Origin of the sequence: Dietzia lutea (assembly GCF_003096075.1) — a bacterium.
Taxonomy (GTDB): Bacteria; Actinomycetota; Actinomycetes; order Mycobacteriales; family Mycobacteriaceae; genus Dietzia; species Dietzia lutea.
The window spans coordinates 2,300,702-2,326,165 of the sequence record NZ_CP015449.1 but is presented as its reverse complement, the minus strand read 5'-3'; the positions used below and the strand labels follow the sequence as shown (position 1 = coordinate 2,326,165).

At 67.1% G+C, this 25,464-nt stretch carries 20 protein-coding genes and 3 rRNA genes; 11 read left to right on the top strand and 12 right to left on the bottom strand.

The genetic code is table 11. The features are described 5' to 3' along the window. Positions 1-243 precede the first annotated feature (243 nt). From A6035_RS10590 to A6035_RS10580, 3 genes are read right to left on the bottom strand one after another with little or no spacing between them, the layout of a single operon-like run. A complete protein-coding gene (locus tag A6035_RS10590; RefSeq protein WP_108847750.1) occupies positions 244-1,794 on the bottom strand; it encodes a high affinity choline transporter 1 in 1,551 nt (516 codons plus the stop codon). After that, the gene (locus tag A6035_RS10585) at positions 1,791-2,840 is read right to left on the bottom strand and encodes an isopenicillin N synthase family dioxygenase (RefSeq protein ID WP_108847749.1); all 1,050 of its coding nucleotides are present in this window, start codon (positions 2,838-2,840) and stop codon (positions 1,791-1,793) included. The genes A6035_RS10590 and A6035_RS10585 overlap by 4 nt, the downstream gene beginning before the upstream one ends. Then, positions 2,837-3,577, bottom strand: coding sequence for a hypothetical protein (locus A6035_RS10580; protein WP_108847748.1), 741 nt, complete (start codon positions 3,575-3,577; stop codon positions 2,837-2,839). The genes A6035_RS10585 and A6035_RS10580 overlap by 4 nt, the downstream gene beginning before the upstream one ends. Positions 3,578-4,250: 673 nt before the next feature. On the opposite strand from A6035_RS10580, the gene A6035_RS10575 reads away from it, so the two are divergent. The 3 genes from A6035_RS10575 (at position 4,251) to rrf (ending at position 9,444) form a co-directional block, all read left to right on the top strand. After that, positions 4,251-5,770: ribosomal RNA gene (locus A6035_RS10575) — 16S ribosomal RNA — on the top strand. Positions 5,771-6,125: 355 nt separating this feature from the next. After that, positions 6,126-9,221, top strand: a 23S ribosomal RNA gene (locus A6035_RS10570). Between the two features lie 106 nt (positions 9,222-9,327). After that, a 5S ribosomal RNA gene (gene rrf, locus A6035_RS10565) occupies positions 9,328-9,444 on the top strand. The 16S, 23S and 5S rRNA genes sit together here, the layout of an rRNA operon. Positions 9,445-9,863: 419 nt before the next feature. Here rrf and A6035_RS10560 read toward each other — a convergent pair. Together A6035_RS10560 and A6035_RS10555 are read right to left on the bottom strand one after the other, a co-directional pair. Continuing rightward, positions 9,864-10,259, bottom strand: coding sequence for a DUF6114 domain-containing protein (locus A6035_RS10560; RefSeq protein ID WP_108847747.1), 396 nt, complete (start codon positions 10,257-10,259; stop codon positions 9,864-9,866). Beyond that, entirely contained in the window at positions 10,243-10,809 is a 567-nt protein-coding gene (locus A6035_RS10555) for a DUF6230 family protein (RefSeq protein ID WP_108847746.1), read from the bottom strand. The genes A6035_RS10560 and A6035_RS10555 overlap by 17 nt, the downstream gene beginning before the upstream one ends. Positions 10,810-11,142: 333 nt before the next feature. Between A6035_RS10555 and A6035_RS10550 the strand changes: the two genes are divergently transcribed. Further along, a complete protein-coding gene (locus tag A6035_RS10550; RefSeq protein WP_108847745.1) occupies positions 11,143-13,257 on the top strand; it encodes an NAD(P)/FAD-dependent oxidoreductase in 2,115 nt (704 codons plus the stop codon). A 121-nt stretch (positions 13,258-13,378) separates the two neighbouring features. On the opposite strand, the gene A6035_RS10545 is transcribed toward A6035_RS10550, so the two are convergent. After that, positions 13,379-14,185 carry an ABC transporter permease gene (locus tag A6035_RS10545; RefSeq protein ID WP_108847744.1) on the bottom strand — a complete coding sequence of 269 codons (807 nt, stop codon included), beginning with the start codon at positions 14,183-14,185 and terminating at the stop codon, positions 13,379-13,381. Continuing rightward, on the bottom strand, positions 14,178-15,179 hold the full coding sequence (locus A6035_RS10540) for an ABC transporter ATP-binding protein (RefSeq protein ID WP_108847743.1): 1,002 nt from the start codon (positions 15,177-15,179) through the stop codon (positions 14,178-14,180). The genes A6035_RS10545 and A6035_RS10540 overlap by 8 nt, the downstream gene beginning before the upstream one ends. Before the next feature lie 91 nt (positions 15,180-15,270). Here A6035_RS10540 and A6035_RS10535 point away from each other — a divergent pair, with 91 nt between their 5' ends. From A6035_RS10535 to A6035_RS10520, 4 genes are all read left to right on the top strand, one after another. After that, positions 15,271-15,924 carry a TetR/AcrR family transcriptional regulator gene (locus A6035_RS10535; protein ID WP_108847742.1) on the top strand — a complete coding sequence of 218 codons (654 nt, stop codon included), beginning with the start codon at positions 15,271-15,273 and terminating at the stop codon, positions 15,922-15,924. Positions 15,925-16,297: 373 nt separating this feature from the next. Continuing rightward, a complete protein-coding gene (locus A6035_RS10530) occupies positions 16,298-16,555 on the top strand; it encodes a metal-sensitive transcriptional regulator (RefSeq protein WP_108847741.1) in 258 nt (85 codons plus the stop codon). A gap of 71 nt (positions 16,556-16,626) precedes the next feature. After that, positions 16,627-17,049 carry a DUF302 domain-containing protein gene (locus tag A6035_RS10525; protein WP_108847740.1) on the top strand — a complete coding sequence of 141 codons (423 nt, stop codon included), beginning with the start codon at positions 16,627-16,629 and terminating at the stop codon, positions 17,047-17,049. Between the two features lie 128 nt (positions 17,050-17,177). Next, positions 17,178-17,546 carry a nuclear transport factor 2 family protein gene (locus A6035_RS10520; protein ID WP_108847739.1) on the top strand — a complete coding sequence of 123 codons (369 nt, stop codon included), beginning with the start codon at positions 17,178-17,180 and terminating at the stop codon, positions 17,544-17,546. A 10-nt stretch (positions 17,547-17,556) separates the two neighbouring features. Here the strand turns inward: A6035_RS10520 and A6035_RS10515 are convergent, their stop codons facing one another. After that, the gene (locus tag A6035_RS10515; protein WP_108847738.1) at positions 17,557-18,114 is read right to left on the bottom strand and encodes a hypothetical protein; all 558 of its coding nucleotides are present in this window, start codon (positions 18,112-18,114) and stop codon (positions 17,557-17,559) included. 130 nt (positions 18,115-18,244) lie between these two features. Further along, positions 18,245-20,539 carry an RNA polymerase recycling motor ATPase HelR gene (gene helR, locus A6035_RS10510; RefSeq protein ID WP_108849228.1) on the bottom strand — a complete coding sequence of 765 codons (2,295 nt, stop codon included), beginning with the start codon at positions 20,537-20,539 and terminating at the stop codon, positions 18,245-18,247. Between the two features lie 126 nt (positions 20,540-20,665). Here helR and A6035_RS10505 point away from each other — a divergent pair, with 126 nt between their 5' ends. After that, complete coding sequence (locus A6035_RS10505; RefSeq protein ID WP_108847737.1) at positions 20,666-21,892, top strand: methyltransferase; 1,227 nt, start codon at positions 20,666-20,668, stop codon at positions 21,890-21,892. Between the two features lie 59 nt (positions 21,893-21,951). Here the strand turns inward: A6035_RS10505 and A6035_RS10500 are convergent, their stop codons facing one another. From A6035_RS10500 to A6035_RS10490, 3 genes are all read right to left on the bottom strand, one after another. After that, a complete protein-coding gene (locus tag A6035_RS10500; protein WP_108847736.1) occupies positions 21,952-22,956 on the bottom strand; it encodes a DUF418 domain-containing protein in 1,005 nt (334 codons plus the stop codon). 155 nt (positions 22,957-23,111) lie between these two features. Continuing rightward, complete coding sequence (locus A6035_RS10495; protein ID WP_108847735.1) at positions 23,112-23,369, bottom strand: hypothetical protein; 258 nt, start codon at positions 23,367-23,369, stop codon at positions 23,112-23,114. A 45-nt stretch (positions 23,370-23,414) separates the two neighbouring features. Next, complete coding sequence (locus A6035_RS10490) at positions 23,415-23,789, bottom strand: DUF1622 domain-containing protein (RefSeq protein ID WP_108847734.1); 375 nt, start codon at positions 23,787-23,789, stop codon at positions 23,415-23,417. Between the two features lie 106 nt (positions 23,790-23,895). Between A6035_RS10490 and A6035_RS18235 the strand changes: the two genes are divergently transcribed. Beyond that, positions 23,896-24,036, top strand: coding sequence for a hypothetical protein (locus A6035_RS18235; RefSeq protein WP_159149266.1), 141 nt, complete (start codon positions 23,896-23,898; stop codon positions 24,034-24,036). 270 nt (positions 24,037-24,306) lie between these two features. Next, positions 24,307-25,440: an ATP-grasp domain-containing protein gene (locus A6035_RS10485; protein WP_327511492.1), complete on the top strand. Its 1,134-nt coding sequence runs from the start codon at positions 24,307-24,309 to the stop codon at positions 25,438-25,440. Positions 25,441-25,464: the final 24 nt, after the last annotated feature.

Here is a 25,464-nt window from a genome sequence, read left to right as displayed (position 1 = left end):
GATCCGTCGCCCGTTGGGCTTTGACGTGCAATTTGCGCGGGTCCAACTCCGTACTCGCCACACCGCGCTCAGGCCCGGCCCTCGAGCGAGGACCGGGCCTGAGCGCCTTCGGCGGGCCGCCCCGCCAGACGCCTCGACGACTCACCCAGCTGGTGCCCACGGGCCGGCGCGCGCCGTCTTCGTCGTCGTTATCTCTCCCTCCGTAGCGCCGCGGGCGGGCGGCGCGCCGCCCACAGCGCGGACCTACGACTTGACCGGAACGGCCACGCCCGCGTCCGCGGCGCTGATCTCCACCGGCCCGGCCGCCAGCTCCACGGCGCCCACCGGTGCCGCGCCCGCCCCCGGGGCGCCCACCACCTGGCCGCCCACCGCCGCCGCGCGCTTCCCACGGACATCCGCGGCAGCCACGCCTACATAGACCACCAGCGACACGGCCGCGGCGAGGAAGGTCGTCCAGCCGTCGACGCTCGCCGTCACCACGGTGTTGGGGATGTAGAGCAGCGTGTTCTCCACGCCGTAGATGGTCGGGGTGAGGACGAAGAAGACCAGCCGTGTCCCGAGGCCCAGCACGGTCGAGATCACCAGCGCCCGAGTGCTGGCGAGCCGGGTCCACAAGGAGAGCACGAACGGCGCGACGAGGCTCGCGCACAGCAGGTCAAAGGTCAGAGTCAGCAGGATCCCGGTGTGGTGCACCCGCAGCGCCACCAGGATCCCGATCGCGGCGACGGGGATCATGGCCAGCTGCGACGTCCGCAGCATGCTCACCCGCAGCGTGCGCGTGGGCAGGAGGGTCCCCACGATGATGGTCGAGGTCGCCAGCAGGACCCCGCTCACGGTGGTGAGAGAGGCCGCCAGCAGCCCGGAGATGACGAGCATCGCGATGGGCGCGGGCACCGGGCCGGCGAGGAGCTGGAAGAGGATCGGGGAGTCGGAGGCGCCGTCGCCGAGCAGCCCCGCGCCGGCCACCGCGACCGCGGCGAGGGGGACGCACAGCACCACGGTCCCGGCGGCGGCGATGAGGCTCGCGGTCCGGGCGCCGCGCGCCGACCGAGCGGAGGACACGCGCTGGAACACGTCGATCGCCACGAGGTTGCCCAGTCCGAGCGCGAACATGGTCGCCCAGTTGATCACCGAGCCCGCGGCCGGATCGGTGAGTTGCGCCAGGTCCAGCACGCCGAGGCCTTCGGGCGCCGAGTACCCGGGCCCGAGGAACATCCAGAGCGAGAGCCCCACGAAGCCGACCGTCATGACGCCCATGAGGAACAGCCCCGTGTACACCGACGCGAACATGCCGCCGACCACGGTGCCCGCCAGGATCGCCCCCGTCACCACGAGGATCGCCAACCCGTAGGGCACGCCCACGAAGTAGTCCAGCATGTGCCCCAGCGCCACGAGGTTGCCGGCCATGAGGATGCCGAAGCTCGCGACGGTGAGGACCGCCGACAGGACCTCGCCGGTGCGGCCGAACGTCGTGCGGAAGTACTCGGGCAGCGAGTAGAGCTCGCGCTCGCGCACCTTCCTGGCCACGAAAAGCCCCATGAGGAGGAACGACGCCGCGATGCCCAGCGGCATCGCCGCGCCGGCCCAGAAGCCGAACCCGCCGGCCAGGTCCGCCGCGCCGACTGTCGCGTTGGAGTCGATGACCTGGGACATGAGGAGGACGACGACGAGGGGCACGGTCAGCGTCCGGCCCGCGACGGCGAAGTTATCGCTGCGGCCCCTCACCCGCCTGGACGCCCACAGGCCGAGGGCGACGAGGAGGAGCACTGTTCCTGCGATGGCGGCGTTGATCATCGCGCTCCTCCGACCAGCGAGGTCTCACGGCCGAGCGAGTACAGGGGTCGGGCGCCCTCGGGGAGGGCGAGTTCGCCCGACTCGATCCGCTGGCGGAGATAGGCGAAGCTCTGCGCGGTCTGGGCGAACAGGTGCTCGCCGGCGTGCAGCGGTTCGTACGCCGGGGTCCCATCGGTGAGCGCGGGGAGCGGGGCGACCACCGTGTCGTAGTCCACGTTGAAGAACAGCGGGTAGGAGTAGCGCTCCTCCGAGACCTTGCGCACCCGGTGCGACGTGGCCACGAAGGCACCGTTGGTCCACACCTCGAGCAGGTCGCCGATGTTCACCACGATCGCGTCGTCACGGTAGGGGACCTCGATCCACTCGCCCCGGCCGTTCATCACCTCCAGCCCGGGCGCGGTGGGCTTGAGCAGGGTGAGCGCCTCATAGTCCGTGTGCGCGCCGATCCCGGGACGGTCCTCGGCGTCCGGGTTGTAGGGGTAGTGGATGAGCCGGAGCTGCGACGGCGGCTCGGTCACCGACCCGAGGAACGCGGCCGGCTCCACGCCGAGGTACCGGGCGAACGCGGCGAGGAGCTTTGAACCGAGCCCGAACACCTCGTCGTAGTACGTCATCACCGCCTCCGGGAATCCCTGAAGATCGGGCCACTGGTTGGGGCCCAGCAGCGGGTTGCCGGCCAGGTACCCGGAATGGTCCGCCGGTAGGTCGATGGACAGGTCGTAGGCCTCCTTGAGGTCGGGCGTGGCGCCGGCGAAGACCTCCTCTCCGATGGGTACGTAGCCGCGGTGGTTGGTGGAGTTGCCGATGTAGACCTCCCGCTTGACCGACTCGGGTTGGTCGAAGAACCTCTGCGCGGCGTGATGCATCGACCGGAACGTCTCGTCGGAGACTCCGTGGTTGACCACGAGGAGGAACCCGACCTCCCGCGCCGCCGTGCCGAGGCGCTCGATGCACTCGTCACTGGGGCCGTCGGGTTCGGCGAGGCTGGATACGTCGATGACGGGGATCGACTCGAAGTCGACCGCCGTGCGCTGGGTGTCGGTCATGAACGAGCTCCTTGGAGGATCGGGTGGAAGTGCATGGGTGCGCCGGAGAGATCGCCGGCGCGCCACGAAAGGGCGAAGCCGCCGTCCGGCGTGGGATCGATCGAGAAGTGGAGTGGGTCGTGGAAGGCCCACGAGGAGTGCTCGGCGTGCCATGTCTGTCCTCGGGGGACCGCTGCGTCGCGGGCCGCTGCATCCCGCGAGGGTGCGTCTCGCCAACCGTCGAGCCGCAATCCGATGTGTCGCGAGCCGATGTGCACGGAGGCGGGTCGGCTCCCCGCAGCGTCGGGGCCCAGGGCGAGACCGAATCGGTCGCCGACGCAGACGACGAGGGCCTCCGTGCCGTTCTCGTCGACGCCTCTCGCCTCCCACAAGGGTTCGGCCTCGTCAGAGCACCGTTGCCACAGCTCGACGTAGTCAAAGCCGCGACCGACTTCCAGCAACCCCCAGCCCGGCACCTCGAAGAGTTGCCCGATGTCGGCGCTCCCGAAGGAGGCCCCGGCGGTGATGGCGTGGACCCACTCGAACTCGTCGGCCGCGACGCCCGTGGGCTGGAGCTCGCCGGCGAAACCCATGTGGAACTCGGGGCGCACCGAGGCGTCCGTGGTGAACCGCGCGTCGCAGAAATATCGATCTCCCTGGATCCACCAGACCTCAGCGCAGTTGTCCGGCGGGGCGTCACGGGCATGGAACAGGCGACGACGATAAGCAGCGGGCGCGGGGCTCAGAGCCTGGGTCATGGGACCCCTCCTCAAAAACGATCACTTGAACGGAATCAGTCAAACGGCGCTGCGTTTCCGCGCTGTTTCGTCAAGGTCAAGAGATGAGTCGCGGCCGGGAGCCAGGGAAGCCAGGGAAGCCGGAAGGCCAGGGGGCCGGGAAGCCATGGAACGCAGGCAAGGCAGGGGCGCCTGCGGCTGAGGGGTGGTTGTCGACCACACGAGCCGGCGTCAGGGACGGGCCGGCAGCCAGGAAGCCGACGGGCAGTGGTGGCCCTCGAGCCGAAAACGACGCTGACCAGGCGATTAGGTGTTCTGTCGGCGGCCGTGTAACTTTATCGGAGCCGCCAGGGAGCGGGGCCGGAGCCGAGAGGCGAGGGCCCGGCGAGCAGGTGGCGGGCCAGAGTGGGAAGTGGTCCACCTGGTTTGACTGGGGTGGGTTGGTGACTTACTCTGGAGGAGTTGCCCCGAAAGGGCGACGATCACCCCGCGAGATGGTGGCTGTGGCTGCTGGGGAGCGGTGTGTGGGTGTTGTTTGAGAACTCAACAGTGTGTTTTGTTTGTGATAGTGCCAAATTTTTTTGTTTGGTTGCGACCCTTTCACATCCCTGTCGTGGGGGTCGCGTTTTTTTGGAACAGCCAGTTTTGGGTTGTTTTGTTGCTCGGATTGTGCTTTTCGTAGTGCTGAGAAGCTTTTATGGAGAGTTTGATCCTGGCTCAGGACGAACGCTGGCGGCGTGCTTAACACATGCAAGTCGAACGGTAAGGCCCTTCGGGGTACACGAGTGGCGAACGGGTGAGTAACACGTGGGTAATCTGCCCTGCACTTCGGGATAAGCCTGGGAAACCGGGTCTAATACCGGATATTCAACGCTTGCCGCATGGTGGGTGTTGGAAAGTTTTTCGGTGCAGGATGAGCCCGCGGCCTATCAGCTTGTTGGTGGGGTAATGGCCTACCAAGGCGACGACGGGTAGCCGGCCTGAGAGGGTGATCGGCCACACTGGGACTGAGACACGGCCCAGACTCCTACGGGAGGCAGCAGTGGGGAATATTGCACAATGGGCGAAAGCCTGATGCAGCGACGCCGCGTGGGGGATGACGGTCTTCGGATTGTAAACCCCTTTCAGTAGGGACGAAGCGCAAGTGACGGTACCTGCAGAAGAAGCACCGGCCAACTACGTGCCAGCAGCCGCGGTAATACGTAGGGTGCGAGCGTTGTCCGGAATTACTGGGCGTAAAGAGCTCGTAGGCGGTTTGTCACGTCGTCTGTGAAATCCTCCAGCTTAACTGGGGGCGTGCAGGCGATACGGGCAGACTTGAGTACTACAGGGGAGACTGGAATTCCTGGTGTAGCGGTGAAATGCGCAGATATCAGGAGGAACACCGGTGGCGAAGGCGGGTCTCTGGGTAGTAACTGACGCTGAGGAGCGAAAGCATGGGTAGCGAACAGGATTAGATACCCTGGTAGTCCATGCCGTAAACGGTGGGCGCTAGGTGTGGGGTCCTTCCACGGATTCCGTGCCGTAGCTAACGCATTAAGCGCCCCGCCTGGGGAGTACGGCCGCAAGGCTAAAACTCAAAGGAATTGACGGGGGCCCGCACAAGCGGCGGAGCATGTGGATTAATTCGATGCAACGCGAAGAACCTTACCTAGGCTTGACATATACAGGACGACGGCAGAGATGTCGTTTCCCTTGTGGCTTGTATACAGGTGGTGCATGGTTGTCGTCAGCTCGTGTCGTGAGATGTTGGGTTAAGTCCCGCAACGAGCGCAACCCCTGTCTCATGTTGCCAGCACGTTATGGTGGGGACTCGTGAGAGACTGCCGGGGTCAACTCGGAGGAAGGTGGGGATGACGTCAAATCATCATGCCCCTTATGTCTAGGGCTTCACACATGCTACAATGGCTAGTACAGAGGGCTGCGATACCGTGAGGTGGAGCGAATCCCTTAAAGCTGGTCTCAGTTCGGATTGGGGTCTGCAACTCGACCCCATGAAGTCGGAGTCGCTAGTAATCGCAGATCAGCAACGCTGCGGTGAATACGTTCCCGGGCCTTGTACACACCGCCCGTCACGTCATGAAAGTCGGTAACACCCGAAGCCGGTGGCCTAACCCCCTTGTGGGGAGGGAGCCGTCGAAGGTGGGATCGGCGATTGGGACGAAGTCGTAACAAGGTAGCCGTACCGGAAGGTGCGGCTGGATCACCTCCTTTCTAAGGAGCACTCACCACCACGGTTGTGGTGGTCAGAGTCTGGTGCCGGCCTGCGGTCCCGAATGTGGATCGGGTCGGCCGCTCAATTGGGTGGAACACTATCGCTTAAGGACCCGCCTGGATCCGATCCGGTGAGCTCAGGGCTCACTCGGTGTCGGGGAGTGGGTGTCCGGGACGAAGCACACTGTTGGGTGTCTGAAACAACACCGTCATGCCCTGAGAGGGGTGTGGTTGTTTCTGGTGGCACTGATTCCCGATACACCTGATGTGGTCTATGGGCCGTGGGTGTGGGTGGGGTTGGTGTGTGTTGTTTGAGAACTGCACAGTGGACGCGAGCATCTTTAATTGTTTGTGAATGTAAGTGTGTAAGAGCACACGGTGGATGCCTTGGCACCAAGAGCCGATGAAGGACGTAGTAGGCTGCGATAAGCCTCGGGGAGCTGCCAAACGAGCTGTGATCCGAGGGTGTCCGAATGGGGGAACCCAGCACGCGTGATGGCGTGTTACCCGCATCTGAATACATAGGGTGTGTGGAGGGAACGCGGGGAAGTGAAACATCTCAGTACCCGCAGGAAGAGAAAACAACAGTGATTCCGTCAGTAGCGGCGAGCGAACGCGGAGGAGGCTAAACCGCATGCGTGTGATACCCGGCAGGGGTTGCGTGTGTGGTGTTGTGGGGCGCGATGTCCTTGGTTCTGCCGGACCGGGCGCCGATGACCGTGGGTTAGGGGAACGACTTGGAAGGGTCGACCGGAGAGGGTGAGAGTCCCGTACCTGAAAACCTTGCGGCGGGGCGATTTGTGTACCCAAGTAGCAGCGGGCCCGTGAAATCTGCTGTGAATCTGCCGGGACCACCCGGTAAGCCTGAATACTCCTTGGTGACCGATAGCGGATTAGTACCGTGAGGGAATGGTGAAAAGTACCCCGGGAGGGGAGTGAAATAGTACCTGAAACCGTGTGCTTACAATCCGTCAGAGGCTTTCGGGCTGATGGCGTGCCTTTTGAAGAATGAGCCTGCGAGTTAGTGGTATGTCGCGAGGTTAACCCGTGTGGGGAAGCCGTAGCGAAAGCGAGTCCGAATAGGGCGCTTGAGTGGCATGCTCTAGACCCGAAGCGGAGTGATCTACCCATGGCCAGTGTGAAGCGACGGTAAGACGTCGTGGAGGCGCGAACCCACTTAGGTTGAAAACTGAGGGGATGAGTTGTGGGTAGGGGTGAAAGGCCAATCAAACTCCGTGATAGCTGGTTCTCCCCGAAATGCATTTAGGTGCAGCGTCGCATGTTTCACCTCGGAGGTAGAGCTACTGGATGGCCGATGGGCCCTAGAAGGTTACTGACGTCAGCCAAACTCCGAATGCCGAGGTGTGAGAGTGCGGCAGTGAGACTGTGGGGGATAAGCTTCATAGTCGAGAGGGAAACAGCCCAGATCGCCGGCTAAGGCCCCTAAGCGTGTACTAAGTGGAAAAGGATGTGGGATCGCTGAGACAGCCAGGAGGTTGGCTTAGAAGCAGCCACCCTTGAAAGAGTGCGTAATAGCTCACTGGTCAAGTGGTCCTGCGCCGACAATGTAGCGGGGCTCAAGTACACCGCCGAAGCCGCGGCACTCACACGTTGAACCTCCTCCGGGCAGGTGTGTGGGTGGGTAGGGGAGCGTCGTGTGGCCATAGAAGCGCCGGAGTGATCCAGGTGTGGAGGCCACACGAGTGAGAATGCAGGCATGAGTAGCGAATGACGAGTGAGAAACTCGTCCGCCGGATGACCAAGGGTTCCTGGGTCAAGCTAATCTGCCCAGGGTGAGTCGGGACCTAAGGCGAGGCCGACAGGCGTAGTCGATGGACAACGGGTTGATATTCCCGTACCCGTGTATGCGCGCCCATGGTGAATCAGTGAGACTAACCGCCCAAAGCCACCTAGACGGTCTTCGGACCGCGTGGTGGGGATGCGCGGGACCTGATCTGGTAGTAGCCAAGCGATGGGGTGACGCAGGAAGGTAGCTGGGCCAGTCAGTGGTTGTACTGGTGTAAGAGTGTAGGCCGTGACATAGGCAAATCCGTGTCACATACAAGGCTGAGACTTGATGCGTACCCGTTGTGGGGAATTCAGTGATCCTATGCTGCCGAGAAAAGCCTCTAGTGAGTTCATACACGGCCCGTACCCCAAACCAACACAGGTGGTCAGGTAGAGAATACCAAGGCGATCGAGAGAACTGTGGTTAAGGAACTCGGCAAAATGCCCCCGTAACTTCGGGAGAAGGGGGACCACGCTCGGTGAACACCTTCGCGGTGGGAGCTGGGGGTGGTCGCAGAGACCAGAGAGAAGCGACTGTTTACTAAAAACACAGGTCCGTGCGAAGACGTAAGTCGATGTATACGGACTGACGCCTGCCCGGTGCTGGAAGGTTAAGAGGACCGGTTAGCCGCAAGGCGAAGCTGAGAATTTAAGCCCCAGTAAACGGCGGTGGTAACTATAACCATCCTAAGGTAGCGAAATTCCTTGTCGGGTAAGTTCCGACCTGCACGAATGGCGTAACGACTTCTCTGCTGTCTCGACCACAGACTCGGCGAAATTGCATTACGAGTAAAGATGCTCGTTACGCGCGGCAGGACGAAAAGACCCCGGGACCTTTACTATAGCTTGGTATTGGCGTTCGATTCGGTTTGTGTAGGATAGGTGGGAGACTGTGAAGCATGCACGCCAGTGTGTGTGGAGTCGTTGTTGAAATACCACTCTGATCGTATTGGACGTCTAACCTCGGCCCATGATCTGGGTTAGGGACAGTGCCTGGTGGGTAGTTTAACTGGGGCGGTTGCCTCCCAAAGAGTAACGGAGGCGCCCAAAGGTTCCCTCAGCCTGGATGGCAATCAGGTGTTGAGTGCAAGTGCACAAGGGAGCTTGACTGTGAGACTGACACGTCGAGCAGGGACGAAAGTCGGGACTAGTGATCCGGCACCGGCATGTGGAAGCGGTGTCGCTCAACGGATAAAAGGTACCCCGGGGATAACAGGCTGATCTTCCCCAAGAGTCCATATCGACGGGATGGTTTGGCACCTCGATGTCGGCTCGTCGCATCCTGGGGCTGGAGTAGGTCCCAAGGGTTGGGCTGTTCGCCCATTAAAGCGGCACGCGAGCTGGGTTTAGAACGTCGTGAGACAGTTCGGTCTCTATCCGCCGCGCGCGTAAGAAACTTGCGGAAGGCTGTCCCTAGTACGAGAGGACCGGGACGGACGAACCTCTGGTGTGCCAGTTGTTCCACCAGGAGCATCGCTGGTTAGCTACGTTCGGAAGGGATAACCGCTGAAAGCATCTAAGCGGGAAGCCTGTTCCAAGATGAGGTTTCTCACCACCTTCGCGTGGTTAAGGCCCCCCACAGACCATGGGGTTGATAGGCCGGAACTGGAAGCGCAGCAATGCGTGCAGGTGACCGGTACTAATCGGCCGAGGACTTACACACAAACACCTTTTCAAGAATGAACGCGTCCACTGTGCAGTATCTGAAACAACACACCCGCATCACACCGACAACAGTCGGAAACGATGTGGGCCTTGTTTCGCAGAGTTACGGCGGCCATAGCGGCAGGGAAACGCCCGGTCCCATTCCGAACCCGGAAGCTAAGCCTGCCAGCGCCGATGGTACTGCACTCGCGAGGGTGTGGGAGAGTAGGACACCGCCGAACACAACTACACAAGCCGGAACCCCCGACCCCCACAGGCCGGGGGTTCCCGCCATTTCACCGAATCCGTTCGATTGCTACTTTCTCGGTTGCCCTAAATGTCTCGCTGAGTGAAATTGGTAAAGAACTGAACGCAGCCAGTACGGCGGTGGCCATCGTCGAGGCGGAGTCCCGCCCCGAGGCCTACCCAAGTAGTGGGGAAGAGGCACCGCCCGACGACAGCGGCTTGCTGCTCTACATGGAGCGCGGTCAGCCATTGTCACGTGACACAAACTGGACGCTGGCCCCGTGCCGGCCAGCAGCTTCTTCGAAGTCGGGAAAGTACGACTCCGCGGGTGTCAGGTCATTGCTGCCCTTGCCGTCGTCGCCATGGATCCGCGCGGCCGCGGCCGACGGCGTGTGCGTCTGGCAGGGGGTGGCGCCTACCTCTTGGTCGGGCGGTCGCCCGGGGCCCAGGCCAGCGCTGCCGCGGAGCCGAGCACTCCCATCACCGTCCCGGCTAAGAACCCGCCGAGGTTCGCGCCCGGGAGCGCGACGAGGGAGAAGGCGAATCCCAGAAGGCCGGTCAGGATGCGGGTCGTCGGCTGCGCCCAGATCGACACCCCGCAGGCGATGAGACCGCAGCCGATGAAAAGGGCCATCGGCGTGGATGTGGCAGAGAAGCTGATGGCCAGGCCGTCGAAGGAGGCAACGCCCAGGACGACGGCGAGGACGACGACCCCGGAGGCGATCTGAAGTACGGCAGCGGCGACGGGACGTTCCGCGCCCTCCTCGGGCCGGTCGTTCTCCGGCGCGGGCGCCTCAGCAGCCGGCTTCACCGCGCTCCGCCCGCAGCTCGATGGTCGAAGAGGTGAGCCGGGTGGCGTGGAGGCCGGAGAGCTCCACGTCGAGGTGCCCGGCGGTGAGGCTGCCGGAGGACAGGCCGACCGCTGCGCTTCCGGACCGTGGGGTGGGTTCGGCGGCGCCCGCGCCGATAATCATCTCGTCGAGCGCCATCGGTCCGGACAGCAGTGCGGAGTCGATGGTCAGTTTGTCCGCGTAGATGTCCGCGCCCTCGGGGAGGACGGCCGTCATGGTGACCGTGCCGAGGAACGGAACGTTGACGCTCTTCATCCGCGCGCATACGTAACTCATCCGGACGTCTTCCATGATCACCATCGCGACGGGATCTTCCGCGGCGTCGAGGATTCCGTGTCCGGCCTGGATCGAGGTGTGGCCAGCGCTCAGACCTCTCACCTGGGCACTCGCGACCAGCTCTCCGGCGGAGATGTTGAGGCCGGTCTGCGCCGTGACGACCGCACCGGCGCCGGCCACCAGCAGGCCTGCCGCGGACAGCGCGGCGAACCTCCCGTACCTGATGTGCGCCACCCGGCCCTCGTTCCTTCAGCACCGTCAGTTGTCTATTCGAGCGGACGAGTCCGCGGCTGCATTGAGCGTACTCATACGTTTGTCATACGAGGGGATCCGCACCCCGAGCGCCTGGGCATCCTTCGCGATCTTCCTCTTCGCGGGAGGCGCGGTCTCCTGACCGAGACCGCCGCAGCGGCAGAGCTCGCCCCCGCAGCCACCGCCGACCGACCCGCGTCAGCCCACCTCGCCGTCGTCGCCCATACCGCGTCCCACGCGCCCGGTGGGGTCTCTTTCCGCTTATAACCCCGACTCGTCGCTGACACGCGTCAACTCGGGCGTATTCTCACTAGCGTGACTACCCGCACCTCGTTCCCCCGTCTCACCTCGCCGGGCCGGATCGGCCCCATGGAGACCCCCAACCGCATCGTCCTGCCGGCCATGGACATGAACGTCTCCGAGGACGGTGAGATCGAGCAGTCGGAGATCGACCACTACGTGGCCCGCGCCAAGGGCGGCGCCGGGCTCATCATCACCGGCGCGTGCGCCATCGCGTTCCCCGTCGGCGCGGCCTCCCTCAAGGAGCCGGGCCTGTCCGACGACAAGTACATCCCCGGCCTCAAGGCCCTCGCCGACGCCGTGCACGCCGCCGGCTCCACGCTGTGCGTGCAGTCCACCCACCACGGCAAGGTCGCGCGCGTCGACGTGGCCAACGACCGCCCGGTGATCGCCCCCAACGAGCCGGACTACAGCTACGACATGTCCGCGCTCGCCGACAGCACCCCCGAGGAGCTCGGCAAGATGGGCGCCGCCACCGGCGGCAAGCAGATGGTCTACAAGGAGATGGACCACGAGGACATCGCGTGGCTCATCAACACCTGGGCCGACGCCGCCGAGCGGATCGCCAAGGCCGGCGCCGACGCGATCGAGATCCACGTCGCGCACGGCTACATCCTCGGTGTGTTCCTCAACAAGCGCGACAACCAGCGCACCGATTCCTACGGCGGGTCGCTGGTCAACCGGGCGCGGCTGGCGTGCGAGGTCATCTCGGCCGTCAAGGAGCGCGTGGGGGACTCCCTCGCCGTGCTGGTGCGCGTGTCCGGCGAGGAGTACGGCCAGGAGGGCGGGCTCGAGCTGGACGAGGCGATCCTGGCCTCGCAGCTGTTCGAGAAGGCCGGCGCCGACGCCATCCACGTGACCGGCTGGGGCCGCAACCCCTTCGACAACTTCACCGACGGCCCCCTGCCCGACACCATCGGCGCATACCTGGACAACGCCGCGGCCGTGAAGCAGGCCGTGTCGATCCCGGTCATCGCCGTGGGACGCATGCTGCCCGAGGTGGCGGAGCAGGCGATCGACGACGGCAAGGTGGACTTCGCCGCCATGGGTCGGCAGCTGCTCGCCGATCCGGACCTGCCCAACAAGCTGGCCACCGGACGGCGGGCCGAGGTCCGGCCGTGCATCAACTGCTACCTCTGCGTGGCCGAGAACTTCTTTGACGACACCCCGTTCTGCGCGGTGAACCCGGCGCTGGGTAACGAGAAGCTCCTGCCGCTGACACCCGCGCCCACGCGTGAGCACGTCGTGGTGGTGGGCGCCGGACCCGCCGGGCTCGAGGCCGCGGTGGTCCTCACCGAGCGCGGGCACCGCGTGACCGTGCTGGACAAGGCCGATCGGCTGGGCGGCACCATGTGGTTCTCCACCCTCACCACGCCGGACAACGAGCCGCTCATCACGTTCTTCCAGGCCGAGATCGACCGGCTGGGCATCGACGTGCGACTCAACACCGAGGCCACCGTAGAGACGATCCGTTCGCTCGGCGCCGACCGGGTGATCGTGGCGACCGGCGCCAAGCGGCCCGCCCCGGCGATCCCGGGCGGCGACCTGCCGCACGTGCACACCGGTGACTCGCTGCGCGCGACCATGCTGGGCACCGCCACCGCCGACGAGGCCGGGTTCTTCCTGCGCCTGGTCGGGCGGCTGGGCAAGCTGTCGACCATCACCAAGCGGCCGTCGTGGATCCGCAACCTCACCAAGATCGCGCTGCCGATGGGCAAGAACGTCGTGGTGATCGGCGGGTCGCTGGTGGGCCTGGAGCTGGCCGAGTTCCTGGCCGAGCGCGGCCGCAAGGTCACTCTGCTGCACGAGTCCCAGCAGCTGGGCCTGCCGCTGGCGATGCCGCGCCGGTGGACCGCGGTGCGTCACGCCAAGGAGCACGGCGTGGACATCCAGCGCCGCGTGTCGGTCACCCGCATCACCGAGTCGGGCGTGGAGTGGACCGACGCCAAGGGCAACGCCAAGTCCGCTGCGGCCGACATGGTGATCTACGCCGACGGCACCATGGCCGCCGCGCCGCTGGCCGACGAGCTGCGCGCCGCTGGCATCGACTGCGAGGTCGTGGGCGACGCCGGCGAGGTGGGCTACATCCACGGCGCCATCCACTCGGCGTGGAAGGTGGCGGCGGGCTGACCTACCGGTCCGCCCGTGAGGCGGCCGAAGGCCCTTTCGGGGCTGGGCTGACTACCTCATCCCAGTGATCCTCTGTGTAATCCCAGATCGAAGATGTCATTAGTCGTGACGTCCGCACTGGCTACTTCCTCCGCGCCAGCGCCAGGTAGGTGACTACCAGGCCCAGGGCGGTCCACAGCGACAGGATCAGGAGATCGCCGGATCGGGCGGGGAAGGCGTCCGACGCGATCCCGGCCCGCATGAGGTCGGCGGCCGGCTGGATGGGCAGAACGGCGTGCACGGCGGTGAACCACTCGGGCAGTTGACTCGCGGGGAACGTGATGGGGGAGAACAGCAGCACGAAGAACACCAGGACCTGCGAGAGCAGTTGGGCCAGCATCGCCGGGAAGGTCACGGCGATGGCATAGCCCAACGCGGTGGCCATGGTCGTCACCAGCACCGACGCGAGGATGAGCAGCGGCCAGTCAAAGGAGAAGGTGACGTCGTAGCGCAGCCATGCCACCACGAGCCCGATGGCGACGCCGGGCAGCGCGATGAGCGTCCACACCACCAGGTCCACCAGGAGCAACAACGGCCTCGACACGGGTAGGGCGCGCTGGTAGTCCAACGCCCCCGAGGCCCGGGCACGGGACACTCCCTGGGGCACGATCACCAGGCCGATCGTGAGCAGCAGGATCGTCGGCGCCCCGGAAGCCAGGAAGAGCGCGGTGTCCGGGGTGATGTCGGGTATGACAAACCCGAACCCGATGACGATCCCGGTGGCCAGCAGCGCCTGGACCACCACGATGAGTGGCAGCATCGCGCCGGTCGCGGCCAATGACCAGCGCATCAGGGCGCTGAAGCCGCTCCACGGGCTCACCTGGGCCGGGTCGAGTGGTTCGGCGTCCGTGGGTGGGTGGGGCGTAGGGGCGACGGTAGGTTCACGCATCGGCGGGCTCCTGGTGGGGTGCGGACGGAGTGATGGGGTCGTCAGTGTGGTCGTCCGCGGGATGCGCGGTCAGGGCCAGGTAGGCGTCCTCGATAGTGGCCGGTGCCATGGAGAAGCCGTCGATCCTGCCGTCGGCGTTGTGCGCGACGGCCCACGCCACGGCGGTCGCGGCATCGTCGGCGGACACGGTGAGAACGGTGCGTCGCCCGTGGCGGGCCCGGCGCAGCACCGGGGGGCCGTGATCCTCCGAGGGGTCTGGCCCGCCCGGCGGGAGCTGTAGCTCCACCCGCAGATCAGTGTCCTGCGTGCCGCGCAGCTGCGCGGGCGATCCGCTGGCCACCACCTTTCCCCGGTCGAGGATGACCAGCTCGTCCACGATCCGCTCCGCCTCGGCGACGTTGTGCGTGACCAGCAGGACCCCGCTGCCCAGATCGCCGCGGCGTCGCACGGCCGCCCAGAGTAGACGGCGGCGGGAGGCGTCGATGTCATTGGTGGGCTCGTCCAGGATGAGCAGCGGCGTCGGCACCACTACGGCCATGGCGAAGCCGGTCAGACGCCGGATCCCACCGGATAGACCACCCCCTTCCGGCAGCGCACGCCGGTCCAGCCACGGGCCGATGTCGAGCTCCTCGGCCAGCTTCACCGCCGCTCGGCGCGCGTCGCGGGCCGACAAGCCCCGGATGCGTCCGGCGATCTCGATGGCCGACCGGGGAGTGAGGCCGTCGATCGGGGCCTGGGCCTGCGGCTGGAGCGCGACGTGTCGGCGCGCGATTGCCGGGTTCCGCACCACGTCGGTCTCGCCCAGGTGGATTTCGCCGGCGTCAGGCTTGAACAGCCCCACGATCTGTGAGACCAGCGTGGTCTTGCCGGCGCCGTTGTGACCGAGCATCCCCACCACCTCACCGGGCCGGACGCGGAGCGAGATGCCGTCATTGGCCACGACCGTCCCGTAGCGACGGGTGACGTTGTGGACGCGCAGAACGTCGGTGCCCATGCCTACTCCTCAGATACCATTGGTATTGGGATTCTGACGGTATTCGGATTCCGGTGGTACGTCAAGGCTGGGGTTGGCTTACGATCGAGGAATGGCAGACCGTCCCGTTCCGCTCTCGCGACGAGATCGACAGCAGCAGACCCGCGACGCGCTGATCGCAGCCGCGCGTGCGGTGTTCTCCGAGGACGGTTATCACGCCGCGAGCCTGGATCGCATCGCGCGCGAGGCTGGCTTCTCCAAGGGTGCGGTCTACTCGAACTTCGAGGACAAACCCGCCCTGTTCCTTGCGGTGATGGACCGGAACCTGGAACTCGCGGACGTCGACCTGCGCAACCCGTTCGGTCAGCCCGGCACCTCGTCGAACCCCGTCTCAACGGGAAAGGACACGGCGGAGCGGGAGGGCTACCCGCCTGCGGCCACGCAGGGGTTCGCGCTGGCGACGCTGGAGTTCATCGCCAGCGCGGCCCGGGATGAGCAGCTCGCGCCGCAGTTGCATCAGCGTCTGACCGATGTCCTGGGCCACTACGTTGAGGCAGCACAGGCGGTGCGGGCCGACGACGAGACCTTGTCCGCGGCGGAGATCGGCACTCTGCTCGCCGCTCTCGACCAGGGGGCGGGGCTCATCCTCCTCGCGGGGGACGTGCTGCCTGATCCCGAGGTGTTCAACGCCGGAATGCTCCGCCTGGCGGACCCGGCGCGGGCGGTGGCAGCGCGGCGATCCGGGAACAGATCGGGCGCCCCTTGAGTAGGGGGAACCGAGCCGGCAAGGCCACCCCTCCCCTCGAAGGAGACCGGACCAGCAGGCCGGCGTAGGTGACGGCCTCGCCCGTCGCGCCGTCGATGGGCGCGGTGCGGGTGGGCCGCTCGAGCGCGTGGCGTCGAAAAGGAGCGACGTCACGGCGGGGGCCGAGAGAGCAGACGAGCCGGGATGCACGGGCGCGGTAGTAAAGCCAACCTCCAGGGAAAGCGGGTGTCACGTCAGAGTGACCGCGCCGGGGCTTCGCGTTCGCCGGTGTGCCCCGTTAAGGGCTGAGTCGACGAGTTGCATCCAGGGGCCGACACATATACCCCGGGGGGTATAGTCTATGGTGACTTCTCGCCGTCTACGGGAGGAACAGATGCAGCTAGACACAACCGAATTGACGCCGACACTCAACCGCCTCAAGCGTGCCCAAGGTCAGCTCGCCGCCGTGGTGCGCATGATCGAGGACGGCCGTGACTGCAAGGACGTGGTCACCCAGCTCTCGGCGGTGTCCAAAGCCCTGGATCGGGCGGGTTTCGCGATCATCGCCAGCGGCCTCGAGCAGTGCCTGACGAACCCCGACGAGTCTCTGGATAAGAAGGACCTGGAGAAAATGTTCCTCTCCCTGGCCTGACCCACCGCAGCCCTACACGCCCGAAACTGGGTCGCCCCAACGCCGTCGGAGAAGGATCGAAGGAGTCGGACATGACCTACACCCGCTCCGTCACTGTCGACATGCCCTACGAGCAGGCCATGGAGCGCACGCGTGCCGCCCTGGCAGGGCAGGGGTTTGGCATCCTCACCGAGATCCACGTCAACGCGACGTTCGCGGCCAAACTGGGTGTCGAGGCCGCCGACAAGGTGGGCGCCTACACGATCCTGAGGGCCTGCAACCCCGGCCTGGCCAGCAAGGCCCTGGCCGCCGAACCGCAGCTCGGCGCCCTGTTGCCGTGCAACGTCGTGGTGCGCCGCGGCAAGGATGACGGGCAGACGACTGTGGAGGCCATCGACCCGCAGACCATGGTCCAGCTCAGCGGCAGTCCTCAGGTGCGGGAAGTCGGCGACGATGCCGACGTGCGGCTGCGTGCTGCGCTGTCGGCGATCAGCAACTCCGCCCCCGGCAGCTAGCCCGGACGCGCCGGGCCGACGACGTGTCGGCGGCCGACTGGTACGTCCCAGGGCGAGCCGGGCGGTGGAACGGGAACGCATCGCTCGGTTCGCCAGCGAGCGACGCTGTGGCTTCCTACCGTGAAGGCGTGAACATCGCGGAACTTCTGGAGCTGGAGCATCAAGGGTGGTCCTCGTTGTGTAACCGCACGGGGGCCGACTTCTACGGGCGCCTCATGACGCCTGACGGGGTGATGGTCCTGGCCCACGGTCTGGTGTTGGAGCGTGAGGAGGTGGTCACCTCTCTCAACGACGCGCCGCCGTGGCGGACCTACGAGATCAGCGATGAGCGCCTCGTCGAGCTCAACGACGACGCGGTCGCGCTGGTCTACACAGGGCGGGCGTCCCGCGGCGACGGCGACGACTTCCACGCACTGATGTCCACCGTGTACAGGCGCCGCCACGGGTCGTGGCGGCTGGCGCTCTACCAGCAGACACCGATCCCACCCGCCGGGTGATTCTGCGGTCTCAGCAGTCGACACCTTCCAGCCGCAGGCATGCCGGCGGTAATTCCTGATCAGGTCCGTAGCCATCGGCCGAGTCCGGGTCGAACGTCGGCGTCGGGTGCGTCCGCCAGTACTCTTCGGCGAACTGCTGGTTGTACGCCTCCTGATCGAAGGTCGGGACGGGCGGCGGCGGGACATACGTGGCGAGCATCTGGTCCTGACACGTCTGTGTCCAGCCGGACGTGCCATCGGTGAAGAACGTCGTACCGGTCTGGTGGTTCGCGGTGCCGCACGATGCGATCTGCTTCCCCAGGCAGTGGGGGCTCTCGTGTCCGGGTGCCCCCTGGTACCCGACCGCCCCGCACGTGTCGGCGGCCGGCGCCGCTGCTGTCGGGCTCGGCAGCGGTTCGCTGGAGCTGGCGGTGGTGGACGTCGGTTCAGTGGAGCTGGCTGTCGTCGACGCCTGCACGGTCGTGGTGACGGTGGCCGTCGTGGGCGCCGGATCGTCTGCGCTGCAGGCGGCGAGGAGGAAGACGATCGGGGCCAGAGCGGCGAGTGCCGCAGCGATGCGAGAGTGCATATCGAGCCTTACGAGGAAGCGCGTGTCGCCCTCGAGTGGAGAAGGCCGGCGCGCGGGGTGGTGGGAGAATGTTAAACCCGTTACCACGTGTTGGTCACCGCAATGAGGCACGGAGACACGTCGGACATCGCTACGGCCGGAGCTCGATCAACTGCCGCGTCGCGCGGGTCATCGCCACGTACCGGTCGACGGCCCGGGTGATGCCCGAGTCGGTGTCGCCCGAGCCGAATGACTCGGGATCGACGACGACAACGAGGTCGAACTCCAATCCCTTCGCCTCAGCCGGGGTCAGCGTGCGGACGCGGTCCGAGAAGGCCCGCGCGACGCCGGGGGAACCACCCGCGCGGATCACGCACGCGACGCCCTCGGGATGGGCCGCGAGCCAGTGCTCGAGAACCCGCGGCAGGTCCACCACTCGGCCGTAGGTCACGGGCACCCCGCTGCTGCGCGCGGACTCCGGGACGTTGGCGTCGGGGCGGACCGCCCGGATCACCGGGGCGGCGGCCTCCATGATCTCGCTCGGCGTGCGGTAGTTGATGCTCAGATGCACGGTGGCGATCCGGGCGGACGGCAGGCCGATCCGCTCCAAGCGCTGCTGCCACGTCTCGGCGAAGCCGAGGCGCGACTGCGCCCGGTCGCCGACCACCGTGAGGCTGCCCGACGGGCACCGGCGCAGGATCGTCTGCCATTGCGCGTCCGTGAGCTCCTGCGCCTCGTCCACGATGATGTGGCCGAACGGCCCCGCCAGCCGGGGCGCGCCGGCCGCAAAGTCGTCGTCCGTCAAGGGGTCGAGCAGCGCCTCCTGCAGGTCCGCGTGGCGGAGCATCGGGGCGACGCCCTCGGGGTCGTCGTCGGCGGCGATCACCTCGTCGATCACCTGCCGACGCCGCTCGAGCTCCGCGGCCCGTTCGGTCCGTCGCCGCTGCGATCGGCGCGCGCGGTCGGCATCGCCCAGCCGATGGCGGGCCGCATCCAGCAGCGGCAGGTCGGCGCTGGTCCAGGCGTGAGGATCGGACCGCTGCAGGAGCCGGATCTGCTCGGTGGTGAGCCACTGCGCGCACAGCTGCAGGTACGCCGGTACGGTCCACAGATCGCCGACGAGTTCGCCCGCGTCGATCATCGGCCACGCTCGGGACAGCGCTCGGCCGAGCCCCGGGTCGGCCGCCAGCTCTGCCCGGAGGGACCGCTCGCGAGTGTCGTCCTCAGGGGCGCCGGCGGCTTGATCGACCAGGATGTCCACGAGTGTCTGGTGGATCTGCCCGTGCGCCTCGTTGTGCGGGGTGCCGTCCTCGACGGAGGCGAACGCCTCGGCCCAGTCGGCCGGCGTCAGTCGCAGGTCCGCCCACTCGGTGGGTACCACCATCGACTGCTCGGGCGGCTCCTCGTAGAACCGGACCGCGGCTTCGATCGCGTCGACCATACGCACGTCGGACTTCAGGCGCGCCGCCTCGGGGTCGGGCTCGTCGGGCAGGCCGCCGGCCCAGCCTCCGTGCGCGACACCGGCCGCGACTCCGAGGGGTACACCCTGCGGGCCGCCGAGGCTGCTGCCGAGGGCGGCCTCGGCGAGATCGGCCACCGTCGCCGTCTGCACGCTGTGCTCGCCGAGCGCCGGCAGCACCTCGGCGACGTAGTCCAGGTACGGGCGGTGCGGACCGACCAGCAGCAGGTTCCCGCGTCGCAGCCCGGAGCGGGACTGCTCGTGCAGCAGGTACGCCGCCCGGTGCAGGGCCACCACCGTCTTGCCCGTGCCCGGACCGCCGTCGACCGCGAGCGCGCCTCGGGCGTCGGCGCGGATGATGGCGTCCTGATCGGCCTGGATCGTCGCGAGCACATCCCGCATCCGGCCGGTCCGCGCCCCGGACAGGCTCGTCACGAACGCCGAGGTGTCGTCCGGGCTGACGTGACGGGCGAGCTCGTCGTCGTCGTCAAAAACCTCGTCCCAAAAGTCGACGATGCGCCCGCCCGACCAGCGGTACCGACGTCGATACGCCACGCCCCTCGGGTCGGCGAGCGTCGCGGCGAAGAACGGCTCCGCCGACGGCGTGCGCCAGTCGACGAGCAGGGGAGTACCGGTCGCGTCGGTCAACCCGATCCGCCCGACGTACACCGTCTCGGGTCCGCGGCCGGTCGACTGCTCTCGGGCGGTGGCGTAGTGGCCGATGCACACGTCGAGCCCGAACCTGCGGAGCGTGGTGAGGTCGGCGGCGAGCCGGCGGATGTCGGTGTCACGCTCGATGGTCTGTGCTCCGCGGCCGGCCGGACCGCGGCGGCGGGCGTCGAGGCGGGCGGAGAGGTCGGCGACCTTCTCCGCGAGGCAGTCGGAGACGGCGGCGAAGTGACGCTCGTCGGCCGCGATGAGCGCCGGATCGGACTTGTGCGACAGGCTGTCGGGAAGGGCGAACGTGCTGGTGGCAGGGCGGGGCATCGCGCCAGTGTGCGCCGCCATGGGGGTCTTGCCGCAAGCCCCCCTACCAGCTATAAGTTGAGAGTGGGAAGGGTTTCGAGGGCCGTGAGATCCGCGTCGGTGCACACCCCCTGAGACAATGACTCCGTGCCCTCTCACCGCGCCGCCGACCCCGCCCTGACGACCGTCGAGTGGCGCGAGAACGACACCGACCGCACCGCGGCCTGGCGCTCCGAGAACGGCGCCCCCGCGCCCCGACGCATCGTGGTGATCCACGACGACATCGCCGCGGACAAGGCCCTCAAGCTCATCCGATCGGGTACCGGTCTGCTGTGGCGGGGCGACTTCCACAATGCCCGCCAGCTCATGCGCGCGCTCGACCGACGCCTGGGCAAGCGCGCGTCGCGGGCACCGCAGAGCTCCGACCCCGGCGAGATCTTCCGCGCCAACCGCAGGGCCCGCGCCGAGCGGGCGGCGATCCTGGGCAGGATCCTCGTCCCGCTGGGGCCCGACTACTCGATCAGTCTGCGGCGGGCGCCCGACGTGCGCGACGCCTGCGTGCACGCCTACGGTCCGCCGGCCAGCGGCGTCGACGAGGCGCCGGGCGGGGAGACGCTGGTCTCGCTGCCCGAGGTGCTGGGCGCGATCAGCGCCTACGAGTGGCACCGCGGCGGCATCGAGATCGCCGCCCTGGGCGCGCGCATCCACCCCGCCTACGGCGTCTTCGCCCCGACCCGCGACGAATACATCGACCTGGTCGCCGAGACGCCGTGGCCGGACGGCGTCGACCAGCCGGTCGTCTGGGACATCGGCACCGGCACCGGGGTGCTCGCCGCGGTCCTGGCCCGGCGTGGTGCCCGGGCGGTGGTGGCGTCCGACATCAACCCGCGCGCCGTGGAGTGCGCGCGGGACAACGTGCGGCGGCTCGGGCTGGAGGGCCGGGTCACCGTGACGGGCGGCGACCTGTGGCCAGGGGGTGACGACGACGAGGTGGGCGACCGCTCCGGGCGTGCCGACGTCGTGGTGTGCAATCCACCCTGGATCCCCGGCCGGCCGACCTCGGCCCTGGAGCAGGGAATCTACGACCCGGACTCCGACGTGCTCCACCGCTTCCTGCACGAACTGCCGGAGCACCTCACGCCGCGGGGCGAGGGGTGGCTCATCCTGTCAGACCTCGCCGAGCACCTGGGCCTGCGCACACGCGACGAGCTCCTCGCGCGGATCGCCGACGCGGGCCTGACGGTGGTCGGCACGCATGAGACGACGCCGAGGCACTCACGCGCAACCGACAGCGCGGACCCGCTGCACCCCGCCCGCGCTGAGGAGCGGACGATCCTGTGGCGGCTGGCCGCGCGCTCCCCTGGACGGCCGTGACACCCGGCCGCTGAAGGCGGCTTCCGCCAGAAACCGGTGGCGCCAGCAGCGCGTCGCCCTCACCGACGGATCGGTGTCATCCGCCACCACGTCGCACAGCGCCACAGCCACTCCGCGGGACCCAGGCGGAACCGAGTGAGCCACACGCGACTCGCCACCATCTCGGCCACGATGATCCCGACCACCAACGTGGCGATGGCGGGCCAGTCGTCGAGTCCGTCGATCCCGAGCGCGGGGGAGAGAACGAGGATGAGCACCGTCGCGAGCAGGTAGTTGGTCAGCGCCATGCGGCCCATCGGGGCCAGAGCCCAGCGGAGCACGCGACCCGCGCCGGTCCGCAGGGCGAGAATCACCAGGCAGACGTAGAGCAGGCCAGTCACCACCCCGGCCAGTTGGGATGGGAGCGACGTCGCCCCGAACGACAACCGGGGCAGCTGGATCCCGGCGGCGACCGAGCTCCAGTAGGCGACCGTCACGGTGCCGAGCGCCGCGGCGGCGAGCGCCCACCGCCGAGTGTGGTCGCTGAGCGCGTCGGCGACTCCGAGGCCGGCCAACGCGTAGCCCAGGACGAGGAGCCCGGGTATCACCCCGTATCCGGCCACGGTCTGTGCTCCGACGAGCAGGAGGGCGAGACCGACTGCGAGCGCCCAGCGCGGCCGGAGGTAGGACGCCGGCAGCAGGACGACGAGCCCGAATACCGCGTACGGCAGGAGCACCTCGCCGGGATGGAACAGCTGATGGAGACCGCCGAACACCGCCAGCACGACGAGGCGCCGGGCGAAGACGACGCGGGGGCGGTCGGTCCGGTTGCCGGCGGAGGCGAGGAAGAGCGCGAAGCCCACCCCGAAGAGCACGGTGAAGATGGGCAGGAAGCGTTCGTAGAAGCCGTAGCGGACTACCGCGGGCATCACGGTGATTCCGAGCCCGGGCTGGTCGCCGAAGACCGCGGCGAACACCACCTGCTGGTAGACGTTGACCACGTGGATGCCGCAGAGCGCGAATCCACGGATCACGTCGAGCTCCTCGATCCGCAGACGCCCGGTCGTCGTGGTGTCGGAGTTCACCCTTCCATCGGAATAGTCGCCCACGGTCGGACCGTAACACCGGTGAAGTGCGTGGCGGGAGGCGTCAGCGGCAGTGGCGGTCAGCGCTCTATCGACAGACGCCCGCCCTTCCGGTCGAGTGGTCGCGGGGCATCCCGGGACGGCGGGCAGGCCGGTCAGGCGAGGTCGTCGGATCCGTGTGGGCCCGATGCAGGGCGGCTCGTGCTGAGGGCGCTGCCGACAGCCCGGATGAGGACCTCGGCGGCCAGCAGCGGCGCGATGAGGACCACCGCGCCCCACCCGGTCGCCGCGACCGGCACCCAGTCGTCCCACCACAGGGTCGCGTCGCGGACATAGTCCCCGCGCCGAGGCAGCCTCCATCGCCGCGACGTGGTGAGCGATTCGTCCGGTTCCGGCTCGGGCGCGGTGTGCATGTCCGGGATTCGACGCCGTCGAACCAACGGATGGGCGGGCACAGGTCAGTCGGCGTCGACCCGTGCCGCGGGCCTGTCGGCGTCCTTCCACTTCTGCCACGGCCACCGGCCGGAGATCTCCAGCTCCAGGGACCAGCTGAGGAACGTCCGGATCACGACGATCGCCGCCAGGACCGCCACGCTGTCCAGAGTCGGGGTCACCGCGACGGTCTTGATGATGTCGGCGGCCACGAGGATCTCCAGGCCGAGCAGGATCGAGCGGCCGAGGAAGCGCCGAAACTGGTGATAGACCTCCGGCTGCCGGGTGCCCAGACGCCACGCCGCGATGAGCGTGGCGGTGACGATGCCGATGACGATTGCGGCGACCCCGAGGGCGTCGATCACCTCGCCGACGGACTCGATGGTCTCCTGGAACGCCATATCGTCTCCCTCCGGAGCTCGTGGAAATCGGACCGGCACGTCGCACGGCCGCCCGCACATCTGATATCCCGGAAGGGTAGATCAGCCCCGTTCGTCAGGAGAGATCATGATTACCACCGGCTCCCTCGAGAATCCGCTGCGGTTCGTCTTCGGCCCCGGGCCCGGCGAGGCCACGTGCATGGCACTGACCCCCGAGTGCATGGGGTGGCTGCCCTACCTCGCGGCGAGGTTCGGCATCGGGTCGTAGAAGCCCGGTTGCACCGCAGCGACCCTTGGGTACGTTTGTGGCCCACCGCCCGCCCCGACCGAGGAGGCACCGGCCTTGCAGACGCCCACCGCAGTATCGAACACCGGCGCACCGACGACCGCAGCCTCGACATCCGACTCGCGCGAGACCCGCCCGGACCTGACCCGCGATCCCAACGCGCACCTCCGCAACCAGGACAAGGGCTACGTCGCGCTGCTCGGCTGGGTGCCCAACGCCATCGACGCGCTCGACAAGTTCGACCGGCGCTACGTGGTGGTCGCACCCCCGTGGGCCGAGGATTACTGCCGGGAGCACCAGATCCCGTACGTCCCGTGGGACTTCGAACGGCTCAACGACCGCTCCATGGAGATCGCCGAGACCCTGCGCGACATGGGCGTCGACGTGGCGATCCCGCTGTTCGAGGAGACCGTCGAGTGGGCGGGCGCGATCAACTCCATGCTCATGGACAACCCCACCCTGTACGGCCAGTCGCTGCTGCTGCGCGACAAGGCGCTGATGAAGCGGCGCGCGCAGCTCGGCGGGATCCGGGTGGGGATCTTCGAGGAGGCGCACGAGCGGGACGACGTGATCCGGTTCCTCAAGCGCGTGAACCAGACCTTGCTGAAGCTCGACGGCGACCCCAACGATCCCATCCACCTCAAGGCCTTCGACAAGGCCGGGTGCCTGGGCCACCGCGTCATCCGCACCCCGGACGAGGTAGACACCATCCCGGACGAGGAGTTCCCCGTCCTCATGGAGTCCCACCTCGACGGCTGGGAGTTCGCGGTGGAGGCCTGGGTACACAACGGGAAGATCGTCTTCCTCAACATCTCCGAGTACGTCACCCTCGGGTACTCCGTGTTCGTGCCGGCCTCGCCGGAGCTCGAGCGGTACCGGCCGGAGATCACCCGGCAGATCGAGAAGCTCATCAAGACATTCGACATCAAGTTCGGGTTCGTCCACCCCGAGTACTTCGTCACGAGCGACGGCGAGATGTACTTCGGCGAGGTGGCGTACCGTCCGCCGGGGTTCAAGGTCTTCGAGTTGCTCGAGCGCGTATACGGGTTCAACGCCTATCAGGGCCTCGTCCTGGCCTTCGACCCCAAGACCACCGAGGAGGAGATCTCCGCCTTCTTCCCGCGCGAGGTCGTCGACGCCAAGGGCCACGCCGGCTGCTTCGGCGTGTACCCGCGGCGGCGAGTGGTCTCCGCGTTGGAGATCCCCGAGGAGACCGAGGACCACGAGTACTTCGAATCCCACGAACTGACCGCGCCCCTTGAGGAGACGGTCACCAAGCGCACCGCCTTCGGTACTCACTGGGGTGTCGTCTACTTCGTCGGCGACGACGCCTACGAGATGCGGTCGGTGCTGCGGCGTCAGGAGGACCTCGACTTCTACGTGTGACCGACCGCGCGACGAGGGCGCGGG

What these genes read in the sequence shown, in the direction of transcription:
- A6035_RS10590 (WP_108847750.1), bottom strand. Translation starts at nt 1,794, where the DNA reads ATGATCAACGCCGCCATCGCAGGAACAGTGCTCCTCCTCGTCGCCCTC.
- A6035_RS10585 (WP_108847749.1), bottom strand. Translation starts at nt 2,840, where the DNA reads ATGACCGACACCCAGCGCACGGCGGTCGACTTCGAGTCGATCCCCGTC.
- A6035_RS10580 (WP_108847748.1), bottom strand. Translation starts at nt 3,577, where the DNA reads ATGACCCAGGCTCTGAGCCCCGCGCCCGCTGCTTATCGTCGTCGCCTG.
- A6035_RS10545 (WP_108847744.1), bottom strand. Translation starts at nt 14,185, where the DNA reads ATGCGTGAACCTACCGTCGCCCCTACGCCCCACCCACCCACGGACGCC.
- A6035_RS10540 (WP_108847743.1), bottom strand. Translation starts at nt 15,179, where the DNA reads ATGGGCACCGACGTTCTGCGCGTCCACAACGTCACCCGTCGCTACGGG.
- A6035_RS10535 (WP_108847742.1), top strand. Translation starts at nt 15,271, where the DNA reads ATGGCAGACCGTCCCGTTCCGCTCTCGCGACGAGATCGACAGCAGCAG.
- A6035_RS10530 (WP_108847741.1), top strand. Translation starts at nt 16,298, where the DNA reads ATGCAGCTAGACACAACCGAATTGACGCCGACACTCAACCGCCTCAAG.
- A6035_RS10525 (WP_108847740.1), top strand. Translation starts at nt 16,627, where the DNA reads ATGACCTACACCCGCTCCGTCACTGTCGACATGCCCTACGAGCAGGCC.
- A6035_RS10515 (WP_108847738.1), bottom strand. Translation starts at nt 18,114, where the DNA reads ATGCACTCTCGCATCGCTGCGGCACTCGCCGCTCTGGCCCCGATCGTC.
- helR (WP_108849228.1), bottom strand. Translation starts at nt 20,539, where the DNA reads ATGCCCCGCCCTGCCACCAGCACGTTCGCCCTTCCCGACAGCCTGTCG.
- A6035_RS10495 (WP_108847735.1), bottom strand. Translation starts at nt 23,369, where the DNA reads ATGCACACCGCGCCCGAGCCGGAACCGGACGAATCGCTCACCACGTCG.
- A6035_RS10490 (WP_108847734.1), bottom strand. Translation starts at nt 23,789, where the DNA reads ATGGCGTTCCAGGAGACCATCGAGTCCGTCGGCGAGGTGATCGACGCC.
- A6035_RS18235 (WP_159149266.1), top strand. Translation starts at nt 23,896, where the DNA reads ATGATTACCACCGGCTCCCTCGAGAATCCGCTGCGGTTCGTCTTCGGC.